A 14,196-nucleotide genomic window follows, 5' to 3' on the forward strand; every position below is an offset into this window, starting at 1 on the left:
CTACAATTAATTCTTTTCTATTACTTTAACTTCTACAGCTCCCGTGTTTTGGAAAAAAGAAACTAATTCCTCTTCATTATCATTAACAGCGATTTCCATTAAGAAATGATCATCTGTTGTTCTTACATCAGGATTTTCTGCTTCTTTGAATGGCCATAATCTACTTCTCATATAAAAAGTGATTACCATTAAGTGAGCTGCGAAAAACACAGTCATTTCAAACATAATCGGCACGAATGCAGGCATATTTTGAATGAAACTGAAACTTGGTTTTCCACCAATATCTTGAGGCCAGTCATGAATCATAATATAACTCATCATTGTAGTCGCAACTGTTATACCAACACATCCGTATAAGAAAGAACATATTGCTAATCTTGTTGGCGCTAAGCCCATTGCTTTATCCAATCCGTGTACCGGAAATGGAGTAAATACTTCTTCAATATGATGATGTGCAGCTCTAGTTTTCTTTACAGCATCCATCAAAATATCATCGTCATTATAAATGGCGTATATTACTTTATTACTCATGATGTGAATCTTTATTTGCTCTTTCTCTTATGTAATTATCTCCTGTTCCTTTCAAAATGGTTTTCACCTCTGCCTGAGCAATAACTGGGAATGTTCTAGAGTATAGTAAAAACAATACAAAGAAGAATCCAATTGTTCCGATGAAAATTCCAATATCAACAAATGTTGGTGAGAACATTGTCCAAGAAGATGGAAGATAATCTCTATGTAAAGAAGTAACAATAATTACGAATCTTTCAAACCACATTCCAATGTTTACAACAATTGAAATAATAAATGAGAACATGATACTTGTTCTTAGTTTTTTGAACCACATGAATTGCGGAGAAAAAACGTTACATGTCATCATTGACCAATATGCCCACCAGTAAGGTCCAGTAGCTCTGTTTAAGAATGCATATTGCTCATATTCTACTCCTGAATACCAAGCTACGAATAACTCTGTAATATAAGCAACCCCTACGATAGAACCTGTAATCATAATTACAATGTTCATTAATTCGATATGTTGGATTGTAATATATGCTTCAAGATTAGAAACCTTTCTCATAATAATCAACAAGGTATTTACCATTGCAAATCCTGAGAAAACCGCTCCTGCAACGAAGTAAGGAGGGAAAATTGTAGTATGCCAACCTGGAATTACAGATGTAGCAAAGTCCATAGATACAATTGTATGTACAGAAAGTACAAGTGGTGTAGCTAAACCTGCAAGTACCAAAGATACTTCTTCAAAACGTTGCCAGTCTTTTGCTCTACCGCTCCATCCAAAACTTAAGATAGAATAAACTCTTTTATTAAATGGAGTAATAGCTCTATCACGTAGCATAGCAAAATCAGGTAATAAACCAGTCCACCAGAAAACTAATGATACTGAAAGATACGTAGAGATTGCAAAAACGTCCCAAAGTAATGGTGAGTTAAAGTTTACCCATAATGAACCAAATTGATTTGGTATAGGTAATACCCAGTATGCTAACCATGGACGTCCCATGTGAATGATTGGAAATAAACCTGCTTGTACAACAGAGAAAATTGTCATTGCTTCGGCAGAACGGTTAATCGCCATTCTCCAACGTTGACGGAAAAGTAATAATACTGCAGAAATCAAAGTTCCAGCGTGACCAATACCTACCCACCAAACAAAGTTTGTGATATCCCAAGCCCAACCAACTGTTTTATTTAATCCCCATGTTCCGATACCTGTAGATACGGTGTAAATTATACAGCCTAATCCCCAAAGGAAAGCTGTTAATGCGATTGTAAATACAATCCACCAATGTTTATTTGCTTTACCTTCAACAGGTGCAGCTACATCTACAGTTACATCGTGATAAGATTTATCACCTATAACTAAAGGTTTTCTAATGGGTGCTTCGTAGTGAGACGACATAATCCTTTATATTGTTTCTTAATTAATAATTTTTTGTACTAAGTATTTCTAACTTTAACGTGATAAATCACATTAGGTTTTGTTCCTACATGCTCTAATAAGTGATACATTCTATCATCAGCAGCAAGTTTAGTAACTTTGCTTTCTGTATCATTTACATCTCCAAATACCATAGCACCAGATGAACAAGCGTTAGAACAAGCTGTTTGGAATTCTCCATCAACGATAGCTCTACCCTCTTTCTTAGCATTTAATATTGTAGCTTGTGTCATTTGAATACACATAGAACATTTCTCCATAACTCCACGAGAACGAACGTTTACGTCTGGATTTAATACCATACGACCTAAATCATCATTCATGTGATAATCGAATTCACTGTTTTTGTTATACAAGAACCAGTTAAAACGACGTACTTTATACGGACAGTTGTTTGCACAGTAACGAGTACCAACACATCTGTTATAAGCCATTTGGTTTTGTCCTTGGCGACCGTGTGAAGTTGCTGCAACTGGGCAAACAGTTTCACAAGGAGCGTGATTACAATGCTGACACATTACTGGTTGGAAAGAAACTTGTGGATTATCTCCAGCTTTTTCCATTTCGTTAAATGTAGACAATGAACTTGACAATCCTGCTATGTTTTCTTTTCTTTCGTTATCTCCTGCAAAAGTACTTTCAGAAGAATAATATCTATCGATACGCAACCAGTGCATATCACGACTTCTTCTTACTTCAGCCTTACCTACAACTGGCACATTGTTTTCAGCGTGACAAGCGATAACGCAAGCCCCACATCCTGTACAAGCATTTAAATCAATTGAAAGGTTAAAGTGATGTCCTGTAGAACGATCAAATGAATCCCATAAATCGACAGATGTAGCCGCTACTTCGTTGTGATCTAAAGATACTTTTGGTTGTTCGTTCCAAAATTCAGCATCTTTAGTATTGAATATTTCTAGAGAGGTTTCTTTTATAATATCTCCTCTTCCCATTAAAGTTTTTTGACCTTGTACGCAAGCAAATTCATGCTCTCCTCCAGCTTTTGCAAGCTTAACAGATTGTACATCATTAAATCCTTTATATAAAGAGTAAGCATTTAAACCTACAATCATTTCTTCTTTTAAAGCCGCTTTACGTCCGTAACCTAAAGCTAAACCAATAGTACCTACAGCTTGTCCTGGTTGAACAATTACTGGTACATTTTCAAGTTTAATTCCATCAGCTGTTGTAATAGTAGCATAACTTCCGTTTAAACCTCCATTAGCAACAATTTCATTAGACATTTGTAACTTCTTAGCATCCGCATTAGAAACAGTTACATAATTATCCCAAGAAACTCTAGTGATTGGATCTGGAAACTCTTGCAACCAAGGGTTGTTTGCTTGTTGTCCATCTCCCATTCCTGTTTTAGTATATAATACTAATTCGAAATCACCTGAAGCTTTAGATTGTGATACTGCATTTGCAGCAGCACTGTAATCAACAGAACCTGCAGAAAGAGCCGAAGCTGTCCCAACAAAAATACCGTCATGTAAAACTTTATTCCAAGTAGAACCTGCAATTATTCCAGAAGCATTTGCTTTGATATAATCGTAGAATGTTCCAGCATTCCCTGTTAGAGATAACAAAACATCTTGAAATTGTTTTGTGTCAAATATAGGACGAATAGTCGGTTGAGTAAGACCATAAGTTCCTTTTGTTATAGATACATCGTTCCAAGCCTCTAAGTAATGAGGAACTGGAGCTGCGATAGTCGCAAGTTCAGCAGTTTCGTCTTGTTTTAAAGAGAATGCAACAGATGTTTTAACTTTTTTCAATCCTGCAGCAAAAGATTCGCTGTCTGCTAATGTATAAACTGGATTAACTCCACTCATAAGTAATGTGTGAACGCTACCTGCTTTCATATCATTAATTAATTGAGCTACTTTAGCATCAGATCCTTTTCTGATTTGTCTTGTTTCAGAAGTAGTAAAAGCTTCACTTGCCAACACTTGGTTGATAGCTAAAACTAATAACTGAGCATTTTTATCTTGGATTCCTGATACTAATACTCCTTTTGAACCAGCAGCTTTTAACTGTTGAGCCGCTTTAGTAACCTCTGCTTTAAACTGACTGTCTAAATTAACAGCAACAGAAGAACCTGTAACAACATTATATATATGAACTAATGCTTGTTTTTGATTTGCAGTCGACATAGGTAAACGCTTATCAGCAGCAGCACCAGACAAAGTCATATTTGCTTCTAATTGGAAGTGACGAGACATTTTCCCATTTCTAGGAATACGTCCTTGTGCATAACCTGAGTCATACCCTCCTCCTTGCCAATCTCCTAAGAAGTCAGCTCCTACCGAAACGATAAGTGAAGCTTTTGAGAAATCGTAGTTAACTAAAGCTCTTTCACCATAAACCGTTTCAAATGCATCTAAAGCAGATGATGATGATACTGCATCATAAACTACGTGTTTTGCATTAGGGTTTTTAGCTATAAACTCAGTTATTAATTTTTCAGTAGATGGACTTGCTAAAGTATTTGTTAACAATACAATTTGACCACCTTTAGCATTTGCCTCAGCAATACTAGATTTAATTTTTAAATCAACAGCAGACCAAGTTGAATTTTTCCCCTCCAATTTAGGTTCTTTCAAACGCATACTATCATATAATGATAATATAGACGCATGGATTCTAGCATTGGCTGAAAATTTCGCTCCTGAAATTGTGTTATTGTCAATTTTAATAGGACGCCCTTCACGTGTTTTTACTAAAAGATTAGCAAAATCGAAACCATCAAAAACAGTCGTTGCATAATAATCTGCTACTCCTGGTATGATTTGTTCTGGTTGCAGTACATAAGGTATCGATTTGTGAACAGGGCCTTCGCAAGCTGCAAGCGTAACTGCTGCAGTACTAAACCCAACGTACTTTAAAAAGTCACGACGTGATGTTGAAGATGATGCTAATGCACCTGCATTTCCTAAAAATTCATCAGTAGGAATTTCTTCAACAAATTCGTTATTTCTAAGCGCCTCAACAATAGAACTATTTTCGTCTAGCTCTTCAACACTTTTCCAGTATTTTTTGTTTGATGACATTGTATATAAATATTAAAATCTTAATAATTTGATTAATAGTGGCATTTACCACACTCTAAACCTCCCATTTGCGCTGCAGTTAATTTCTCTACACCGTATTTTTTAGAAAGCTCTTCATGTATTTTAGCATAATACTCGTTTCCTTCCATCTTAACATCAGTTTTTCTATGGCAATCAATACACCATCCCATTGTTAATTTAGAATACTGTTTCATGATCTCATACTCTTGTACTGGACCGTGACAAGTTTGACATTCGATACCAGCAACAGAAACGTGTTGTGAGTGATTGAAGTACACAAAATCAGGTAAATTATGAATACGAACCCATTTTACTGGTTGTGTTTTTCCTGTATATGTTTGAGTAGCTTTATCCCAACCAACAGCATTGTATAATTTTTGGATTTGCTCATCATAGAATGCTTTACTGTACTCTGGAGTAGCAGTAGACTCAGCAACCTCTGATATATTTTTATGACAGTTCATACAAACATTCAAAGAAGGAATACCTGCAGTTTTACTTACACGAGCAGCAGAGTGACAATATTTACAATTGATTTCGTTATCTCCTGCGTGAATTTTATGAGAATAGTGAATTGGCTGAATTGGCTCATAGTTCTGATCCACACCTACTTGCATTAAATAAGCGTATACAAAATATCCACTAGCTAATAACAAGAATATAGAAGCAACTAAAACTAAAAATTGATTTCTAGCAAATGCTTTCCATAATGAAACTCTAGGCTCTTTTGGAGCAACATTGATTCCATTTGCTTTAGCAACTTTTCTTAATACATTATTTACTAAGTAAAGCATCACTACCAACATACCCATTACCAGAGCAAGAGCCCCTAGGATTACATTGTTAGAAATAGCACCACTTTCTCCTCCTGTACCAGGAACAGCAGCAGTAGCCGTAGGAGGTTTAGGGTCTGCTTTAGGCTCAGAAGTATATGCGATAATATTATCGATATCTCCTGTAGACAACTGAGGGAACGGAGTCATCACCGCTTTGTTGTGATCTGCGAAAAGTTTCACAGCAACTGGGTCACCTGATTTAATCAAATCAGAGCTATTATGAATCCACTTGTACAACCAAGCTTTATCATGTTTTGCCGACACGCCTCTTAATTCAGGACCTGTCGATTTCCCATCTAGTTTATGACATGCAGCACAATTTGCATTAAAAAGTTCTTTACCCTTTACCGGATCACCTCCCTGAGTTGCTACTGCAGCAGTAGCATCAGGCGCTGCTGGAGCAGCAGCATCTTGTGCAAATGAAGTTAGCGAGAAAATTAACGTTAGCCCTAAGCTTAAAAATAATTTCCTTGAGATCGAATTATGGTTACCCACCTTTTCCATATTGTATAATGATTATCTACTAAAATTTGGTACGGTTTTTTCTGTATACGAATTACACAAAAAAGAATACCTTCTTTTAAAACTTGCACAAAAATACAATTTAAGAACTATTCTCAAAACCTTAAAATAGTCTTAAATACCAATTTATATCAATTCTAAATAATTTTTCTAATATCCATTTATATATTAAATACTATTTTTGCATAAAAACCATCACATTATGAGAATTTTAACCCTAAGAAGGAAAACACTTTACACAACATTACTACTAGTTTTGGCATATAACATTAACGCACAAGATCAAAACATTGCACTAAATCAAGACCCTAAATTCGAGCAATTACTGAACGAAAAACGCAAAATTAACCCGTCAATTAGCGTTAACGACAGTTACAAAATCCAGATTTTTAGCGGAAAGAGTGAAGAAGCAAAAAAAACACTGACAGACTTCAAACAAGAGTTCAAAAACATTGATGGAACAATCATTTTTAACACTCCAAACTACAAAGTTGTGGTTGGAAATTTCAAAAGTAAAATTGAAGCCGAAAGAAATTTAGTCGACATAAAAAAGAGATACAAAAATGTATTTCTTATCAAACCAAGCAAATAAATTTTACTATTTAAAACGCTACAACAAGGCAAAAAACCATTCGAATCGAGTGGTTTTTTTTATGATTAAATCCTAACTAAAGGCAACGATAATTTAAAATTCACCTCAAAAGAAACAAACACAAAAAAGCTAATATTCAACAACATAACACCTGAATAAACATAATCACACTCCCTTTCAATCAACCACCAAACAATAACTTACCTTCATAAACACACATTTAGCAACCCTTTTTTATCATTTTAAATTCAGCAGTCAATACAATTTTCAAATAGTAATCAACCTTATTTCTAATCCTACAATAACACAAATTCTATACTTATACTTCATTATACTTATACAGTTTCACTTCTTTTTTAGCAGCAGCCAAATCATTTTGAAAGGCAGCATTCAGCCGAAGACATTCCACAGTTGCCCTACCCATTACCCTGCCCATTTCCACATCGCTATGCCAATGCGCATGACAAACAATACGGCTTTCGCCAAAATCATACCCTCGTTGTAAAATCATTTTTTCGTTTTCAGGAAAAATTTCACTAAATATTAATGCCCATGCCCAACCAACAGCAGTATGTCCTGAAGGAAAAGAACCTACCCGACGAAGCACATCTTCTTGTTCAGGAGTACATGTTTTAGTATTATTCATTACAAATGGGCGCTCTCTATTATAATGATTTTTGGCCGCATAAGTTGACAAACCAGCGTCTGTCATTACTCTACGCATAAGTACATAAAGCCTAGGAGTACTCTTTTCACTAATTTCAATCCCTAAAATAGATTCAAAAGATTTTGTAGCCGCAGGAAAAGACAGATTAGCATCATGCTTAGCTTGCGTAAATCGCATATCATCATAAGATTCAGCAGCTCTTTTCGCATATTCCAAATCAACAGAAAAAGAGACAGATGAATATTCTGGCGGCGGCGGAAGCATTACCAAACTATTAGGCATTTCCTTATCTGATAAATAACCCTCCAACAGACCAGGCATTATTTCTCTTAGCTGTTCAACATTAGCAAAACTCAAAGCAGCATTTTTTTGTTTACTACCAATAAACATAGATTTTCTAACAATATGAAATATTTTTGACCACATCTAAAAACCTTAATCAAAGAAAACTTTACTAAGTCATCACACTTATTACAACAAAATTACTCCCATAAATAGAATCACTCTACTCATTTATTAGCATACATTATCAAAAAGCATATATAAAGGAAAGAATAATACTTTAGTCGTATCCGAACATATTCAATCTTTCTGTTTCATATTCTAATTTGCAACCTATCCTTTCTTGATATTTATGTTTTATATTAATAATCTGCTGAATTTTGTATTAACATTTACATATTGACTTTTATTTAATAAAACCAAAGCAACATCTTAAAAAATAAAACCATGAAATCAAAAGTTTTCTATACAAGCGCAGTGTTATTTGGAACATTATTACTACCTATTTTCGCATACTCACAAGAAGATATAGCCAGTCTACCAAATAAGTCTTTTAATAGCTCATTATACAGTCTAGATCAGCAAGACATAACCATAGAAGAAGGCACTCTTGACGACTATAATTCTTTTAAGAAACAAAAGCCTACTCCTCCGTGGTTTGTTAAACGCTTCAAGATTACAGCCGGAATCTTTTTCCCTGTAAATAATACAAAGGTTGAAGTAGGAAACCAAAATCATACTTTTGGAACAACAATAGATTTTGAAGATGATTTAGGTTTTAGTAAATCAACAACAACTTTTTTAGCTGATTTTCAATGGCGAATTTCTCGAAGATCAAGATTAGACCTTAATTATTTTAATCTAAATCGTAGCTCTAATCACACCTTACAGAAAGACATCGAATTTAAAGATCATACTTACACCATAAACTCTAATGTAAATGCCTTCTTTGATATAAACATATACCTCATTTCATACGGCTATGCGATACTCACAAGTCCAAAATATGAATTAGGCTTAATGCTTGGAGTACATGTCTTAAAAAGTGATGTGGGTATCAACTTCGAAGGAAACACTGCTAGTATTGGCTACGAAGATAGCTTTGGCTTTACTGCTCCTTTACCCGATATAGGAATATGGGGTGGATATGCCTTTACAGACAGACTTGCTTTTAATGGCAACATAAGTTATTTGGCTGTAAAAATAGACAACATAGATGGTAAGATTATAAGCTACAATGCCTCAGTAATGTACGAAGTCGCAAAAAATCTAGATCTTGCATTAGGTTATACAGGATTAAATTTTACCGTAGATGCCGAAAAGAACAGAGCACAAGGTTATCTAAAATGGGGATATAACGGACCTTCTTTAACCGTATCGTATTCCTTCGGTAAGAAGAAATTTTAGTATAAAACAAAAAAATCCCGACAAGTCGGGATTTTTTTTGTTTGAAAATATAAATTCTATTTCAATTTCTTTTTGATTGCTACTTCATGGTAAGCTTCAATTACATCACGCTCTTCGATATCATTGAAGTTCTTAATTTGAATACCACAATCGTATCCTTTAGAAACCTCTTTAACGTCATCTTTGAAACGTTTCAATGCTAATAACTCTCCAGTAAATACTACAACACCTTCTCTAATAATTCTGATTTTAGAGTTTCTTGCAATTTTACCATCCATTACCATACATCCTGCAATAGATCCAACTTTAGAAATTTTGAATATCTCTCTAATTTCTGCAGTACCAAGAATTTCTTCTTTCATTTCAGGAGCTAACATTCCTTCCATTGCATCTTTTAAGTCATCAATAGCAGCATAGATAATAGAATAGTAACGGATATCGATTTCTTCTTTATCTGCAAGTTGTCTTGCATTTCCTGCTGGACGAACATTAAATCCAATAATAATTGCATCAGATGCAGAAGCCAACATAACGTCAGTTTCAGTAATTGCTCCAACTCCTTTATGGATAATATTAATTTGAATTTCTTCAGTAGACAATTTAGAGAACGAATCAGATAAAGCCTCAACAGAACCATCCACGTCACCTTTAAGGATTACGTTCAACTCTTTAAATTGACCAAGAGCAATACGACGTCCGATTTCGTCTAATGTAATATGTCTTTGTGTACGTACAGATTGCTCACGCATTAATTGAGAACGTTTAGATGCAATTTGTTTTGCTTCTTTTTCATCTTCAAATACATTGAACTTATCTCCTGCAGTTGCCGCACCATCTAAACCTAAAACTGATACTGGAGTCGACGGACCTGCTTCAAGAACTGTATGCCCTCTTTCATCATGCATAGCCTTAACTTTACCATGATGCTTTCCAGCCAACATATAATCTCCAATTTTCAATGTACCTTGTTGTACTAAAACTGTAGATACATATCCTTTTCCTTTATCTAAGAATGCCTCTACTACACTACCTTGAGCTGCCTTATTTGGGTTTGCTTTCAGGTCTAAAATTTCAGCTTCTAATAATACTTTTTCTAATAATTCTTTAACACCTAATCCTGTTTTTGCAGAAATATCATGCGATTGGATTTTTCCTCCCCAATCTTCTACAAGTAAATTCATACTTGCCAATCTTTCTTTAATTTTCTCAGGATTAGCATTTGGCTTATCAACTTTATTGATAGCAAATATAATTGGCACTCCTGCAGCTTGTGCGTGAGAAATTGCCTCTTTTGTTTGTGGCATGATATCATCATCTGCCGCAATTACAATAATAGCTATATCGGTAACTTGAGCTCCACGTGCACGCATCGCAGTAAACGCTTCGTGACCTGGTGTATCTAAAAATGCAATTTTTTGACCATTATCTAAAGTTACTCCGTATGCTCCAATATGTTGTGTAATACCTCCAGACTCACCAGCGATAACATTCTCTTTACGAATATAATCAAGTAAAGATGTTTTACCGTGATCGACGTGACCCATTACTGTAACAATAGGCGCTCTGGTTACTAAATCTTCTTCTTTATCTTGAACTACCTCGATAGCTTCTTCGATATCTACAGTAATAAACTCAACTTCATAACCAAACTCATCAGCTACAATAGTTAATGTTTCTGCATCTAAACGCTGGTTCATTGTAACCATGATACCAAGTGACATACAAGTACCAATAACTTTAGTAATTGGCACATCCATCATGATAGCAATTTCACCTACAGTAACAAACTCAGTAACTTTAATAGTTTTACTTCCTTCGTCTAAAGCTCTTTGCTCATCATCAGATTTCTGACGGTGCGTATCTCTTTTATCTCTACGATATTTAGCAGCCTTTGATTTTCCACCTTTACCTTGTAGTTTTTCAAGAGTTTCTCTAATTTGGTTTTTTACTTCCTCTTCAGTAGGCTCTACTTTTGCTACAATTGCAGGACGGTTTCCTTTTACAAAACCTGGTCTTGCACTTCTGTTAGCATTAAATCCTCCTCCTGCTCCTCCTGTATTTGGAGTAATTTTATTAGGATTTGGTGTTCCTGGCGGCGTTGCCGGTCTAGGCGCACCTGGTTTAGGAGCAATTCTTTTACGCTTATTTTTATTAGCGTTATTTGCAGCTGCTCCTGGAGCTCCTGGTTTATTAGGAGTTATCTTTGGATCTTCTTTTTTCTTTTTAGGCTTATTAAATTGAGATAAGTCAATAGTTTGTCCCGTAAGAGTAGTTCCAGATAATTTTTGATATTGTGTTGTTATTGATTCCTCAACAGGTGGCGCAACCGGAGTAGGCTCTACTGCTTTTACAACAGGAGCTGGTTGTTCCTTTACAGGAGCAACTACAACTGGTTTAGGCTCTTTTTTCTCAACAACAGGTTTTTCTTCTTTTTTCTCAGCAACAGGAACTGGTGGTTGTACAGGTTGAACTACCTCTTTTTGAACAGGTTTTTCTTGCTTTACAACTTCCTTAGGTGTTTCAACTTTTTCTGGCTCTGCTACTGAAGGAGTGTTTGGAATAATTGCAGGTTTTTTTGGATTTAAATCAATTTTACCAACTTGAACTGGACCAGTTACAACAGCTCTCGCTTTTATAACCTCTTGTTGTTTTTGGCGCTCTTCGTCTTGTTTGCGTTTGTCTTCAATTTCTTTTTCACGTTCTACACGCAATGCTTCTTTCTCTTTTCTCTTTTCCTCACCAACTTCTTTAGAAGCCTCTTTATTTCCCTTATCGCCCGCAAATTGGCTTTGTAGGATATTAAATTCCTGATTAGAAATTTTTGCGTTTGGATTTGCATCAATAGCAATTCCCTTATCTTTTAGATAATCCACAGCTCTTTCTAATGAAATATTTAATTCCCTTAAAACCTTGTTTATTCTTATTACTCTCTCTTCAGACATAAAACCTTTTTATTATTACCTATTCGTTGTGTTGTGAGAAAGATAGACTAACTATCAAACTCTTCTTTTAGTATTCTCATTACATCCAGAATTGTTTCCTCTTCTAGGTCTGTTCTTCTTACTAAATCTTCTACTTCTTGTTTTAAAATACTTTTTGCAGTATCTAATCCTATTTTAGCAAACTCTTCGATAACCCAATCTTCGATTTCATCAGAGAACTCAGTTAATTCTACGTCATCGTCTTCACCGCTTGCTACATCACCTTCTCTAATAACATCAAGCTCGTAACCTGTTAATTGGCCTGCTAGTTTAATGTTATGACCACCTCTACCGATAGCTTTAGAAACTTCTTCTAATTTCAAGAAAACTTCGGCTCTTTTAGTTTCTTCATTAATTTTAATTGAAGAAACTTTTGCAGGACTTAAAGCCCTTGTAATATATAATTGAATGTTACTAGTATAATTAATAACATCTATATTTTCATTTCCTAACTCACGTACAATTCCATGAATACGAGATCCCTTCATACCAACACAAGCTCCAACAGGATCAATTCTGTCATCATAAGAATCTACCGCTACTTTTGCTTTTTCACCAGGAATCCTAACTACATTTTTAACTGTAATTAAACCGTCGAATACTTCAGGAATTTCTTGTTCAAATAATTTCTCTAAAAACTTCTCAGAAGTTCTAGACATAATAATTTGTGGTTTATTCCCTTTTAATTCAACACTCTCAATAATACCACGAACGTTATCTCCTTTACGGAAAAAGTCAGATGGAATTTGTTTTTCTTTTGGTAAAACAATTTCATTTCCTTCATCATCCACCAAAATTACAACTCTTGGACGAACATGATGCACTTCTGCTGTATAAATATCTCCAATAATATCTTTAAATTGCTTGTAAAGATTCGTATTATCGTGTTCATGTATTTTAGAAATAAGGTTTTGACGCAAAGCTAAAATAGCTCTTCTACCTAAATCAATTAATTTCACTTCTTCAGAAACTTCTTCACCAATTTCAAAATCCGCTTCAATTCTTCTTGCTTCTGTCAAAGTAATTTCTTCATTTTCAAAATCTAGATCTTCGTCGGCAACGATTACTCTTCTTCTCCAAATTTCCATATCTCCCTTATCAGGATTTATGATAATATCGAAGTTATCATCTGAACCGTATTTTTTCTTCAATGCATTCCTAAATACATCTTCTAAAATTGCCATAAGCGTTACACGATCAATAAGTTTATCATCTTTAAACTCTGAGAATGAATCGATTAATGCTAAATTTTCCATGCGAATTCTTTAATTAAAATGTTACTGTAACAATTGCCTCTTTAATTTCTGTATAAGGTATTTGTTGCTCTTTTTGAACTGTTTCTTTTCCTTTTCCTATTTTCTTAGGTTCCCTTGCTTCCCAAGACAAAATTATGAAATCTTCATTAGCATCAACTAATTCAGCCTCAATTTTTTCACCATTAGTATTCACAATCAATGTTCTACCAATGTTTTTCTTGTATTGTCTAACCATTTTTAGTGGTGAACCAACTCCTACCGAAGCTACTTCCAAAGAAAAATCTTGTTCCTCTCTGTCCAAATTATTCTCAATAGCACGACTAACATCAATACAGTCTTGCAAGAGCACACCATTATCTCCATCCAAAGATACAATTATCTTGAAAGCATCGGTAATGGTCAAGTCTATTAAAAAAATTGATGGTTTTTCTAAGAGACCTTCAGCTATTAATACGTTTACTTTTTCTTTAAATGTCATATTTTTATAAAAAGAGGGGACATTTAGTCCCCTCATTATTTAGATTTTAATAAATAACGGTGCAAATATAGTGTTTTTTTATAAATCAAAATAAATTGATTGCTGTAAAAATATTTCTTATCTTTATTAAAGCAT

Annotated in this window: 10 protein-coding genes; 2 read left to right on the top strand and 8 right to left on the bottom strand. The window is 34.6% G+C overall.

Annotated elements, in window-relative coordinates; all coding sequences use genetic code 11:
• Window positions 1–6: 6 nt before the first annotated feature.
• From IW20_RS14280 to IW20_RS14295, 4 genes are read right to left on the bottom strand one after another with little or no spacing between them, the layout of a single operon-like run.
• Window positions 7–531 carry a DUF3341 domain-containing protein gene (locus IW20_RS14280; RefSeq protein WP_035623578.1) on the bottom strand — a complete coding sequence of 175 codons (525 nt, stop codon included), beginning with the start codon at window positions 529–531 and terminating at the stop codon, window positions 7–9.
• A complete protein-coding gene (nrfD, locus tag IW20_RS14285; protein WP_035623581.1) occupies window positions 524–1,924 on the bottom strand; it encodes an NrfD/PsrC family molybdoenzyme membrane anchor subunit in 1,401 nt (466 codons plus the stop codon). Before nrfD ends, IW20_RS14280 begins: the two co-directional genes overlap by 8 nt.
• Before the next feature lie 38 nt (window positions 1,925–1,962).
• On the bottom strand, window positions 1,963–5,019 hold the full coding sequence (locus IW20_RS14290; protein WP_035623583.1) for a TAT-variant-translocated molybdopterin oxidoreductase: 3,057 nt from the start codon (window positions 5,017–5,019) through the stop codon (window positions 1,963–1,965).
• 32 nt (window positions 5,020–5,051) lie between these two features.
• Window positions 5,052–6,380 (bottom strand): c-type cytochrome, encoded by a 1,329-nt coding sequence (locus tag IW20_RS14295; RefSeq protein WP_035623585.1) that lies wholly within the window; start codon window positions 6,378–6,380, stop codon window positions 5,052–5,054.
• 220 nt (window positions 6,381–6,600) lie between these two features.
• On the opposite strand from IW20_RS14295, the gene IW20_RS14300 reads away from it, so the two are divergent.
• On the top strand, window positions 6,601–6,990 hold the full coding sequence (locus IW20_RS14300) for an SPOR domain-containing protein (protein ID WP_035623587.1): 390 nt from the start codon (window positions 6,601–6,603) through the stop codon (window positions 6,988–6,990).
• A gap of 319 nt (window positions 6,991–7,309) precedes the next feature.
• Here the strand turns inward: IW20_RS14300 and IW20_RS14305 are convergent, their stop codons facing one another.
• On the bottom strand, window positions 7,310–7,978 hold the full coding sequence (locus IW20_RS14305; RefSeq protein WP_240478492.1) for an acid phosphatase: 669 nt from the start codon (window positions 7,976–7,978) through the stop codon (window positions 7,310–7,312).
• 408 nt (window positions 7,979–8,386) lie between these two features.
• Between IW20_RS14305 and IW20_RS14310 the strand changes: the two genes are divergently transcribed.
• On the top strand, window positions 8,387–9,346 hold the full coding sequence (locus tag IW20_RS14310) for a hypothetical protein (protein WP_051885775.1): 960 nt from the start codon (window positions 8,387–8,389) through the stop codon (window positions 9,344–9,346).
• 56 nt (window positions 9,347–9,402) lie between these two features.
• Here the strand turns inward: IW20_RS14310 and infB are convergent, their stop codons facing one another.
• Genes infB through rimP form a run of 3 tightly spaced genes read right to left on the bottom strand, consistent with a single transcriptional unit; the run spans window position 9,403 to window position 14,061 of the window.
• Window positions 9,403–12,288: a translation initiation factor IF-2 gene (gene infB, locus IW20_RS14315; RefSeq protein WP_035623590.1), complete on the bottom strand. Its 2,886-nt coding sequence runs from the start codon at window positions 12,286–12,288 to the stop codon at window positions 9,403–9,405.
• A gap of 47 nt (window positions 12,289–12,335) precedes the next feature.
• Window positions 12,336–13,583, bottom strand: coding sequence for a transcription termination factor NusA (gene nusA, locus IW20_RS14320; RefSeq protein ID WP_035623592.1), 1,248 nt, complete (start codon window positions 13,581–13,583; stop codon window positions 12,336–12,338).
• 13 nt (window positions 13,584–13,596) lie between these two features.
• Window positions 13,597–14,061 (bottom strand): ribosome assembly cofactor RimP, encoded by a 465-nt coding sequence (gene rimP, locus IW20_RS14325; RefSeq protein WP_035623815.1) that lies wholly within the window; start codon window positions 14,059–14,061, stop codon window positions 13,597–13,599.
• Window positions 14,062–14,196 lie beyond the last annotated feature (135 nt).

The organism is Flavobacterium hydatis, from assembly GCF_000737695.1.
In the GTDB taxonomy this organism is placed as follows: domain Bacteria; phylum Bacteroidota; class Bacteroidia; order Flavobacteriales; family Flavobacteriaceae; genus Flavobacterium; species Flavobacterium hydatis.

Excerpts from the sequence above, each read along its gene's own strand:
- IW20_RS14280 (WP_035623578.1), bottom strand. The coding sequence starts at position 531 with ATGAGTAATAAAGTAATATACGCCATTTATAATGACGATGATATTTTG.
- nrfD (WP_035623581.1), bottom strand. The coding sequence starts at position 1,924 with ATGTCGTCTCACTACGAAGCACCCATTAGAAAACCTTTAGTTATAGGT.
- IW20_RS14290 (WP_035623583.1), bottom strand. The coding sequence starts at position 5,019 with ATGTCATCAAACAAAAAATACTGGAAAAGTGTTGAAGAGCTAGACGAA.
- IW20_RS14295 (WP_035623585.1), bottom strand. The coding sequence starts at position 6,380 with ATGGAAAAGGTGGGTAACCATAATTCGATCTCAAGGAAATTATTTTTA.
- IW20_RS14300 (WP_035623587.1), top strand. The coding sequence starts at position 6,601 with ATGAGAATTTTAACCCTAAGAAGGAAAACACTTTACACAACATTACTA.
- IW20_RS14305 (WP_240478492.1), bottom strand. The coding sequence starts at position 7,978 with ATGCCTGGTCTGTTGGAGGGTTATTTATCAGATAAGGAAATGCCTAAT.
- IW20_RS14310 (WP_051885775.1), top strand. The coding sequence starts at position 8,387 with ATGAAATCAAAAGTTTTCTATACAAGCGCAGTGTTATTTGGAACATTA.
- infB (WP_035623590.1), bottom strand. The coding sequence starts at position 12,288 with ATGTCTGAAGAGAGAGTAATAAGAATAAACAAGGTTTTAAGGGAATTA.
- nusA (WP_035623592.1), bottom strand. The coding sequence starts at position 13,583 with ATGGAAAATTTAGCATTAATCGATTCATTCTCAGAGTTTAAAGATGAT.
- rimP (WP_035623815.1), bottom strand. The coding sequence starts at position 14,061 with ATGACATTTAAAGAAAAAGTAAACGTATTAATAGCTGAAGGTCTCTTA.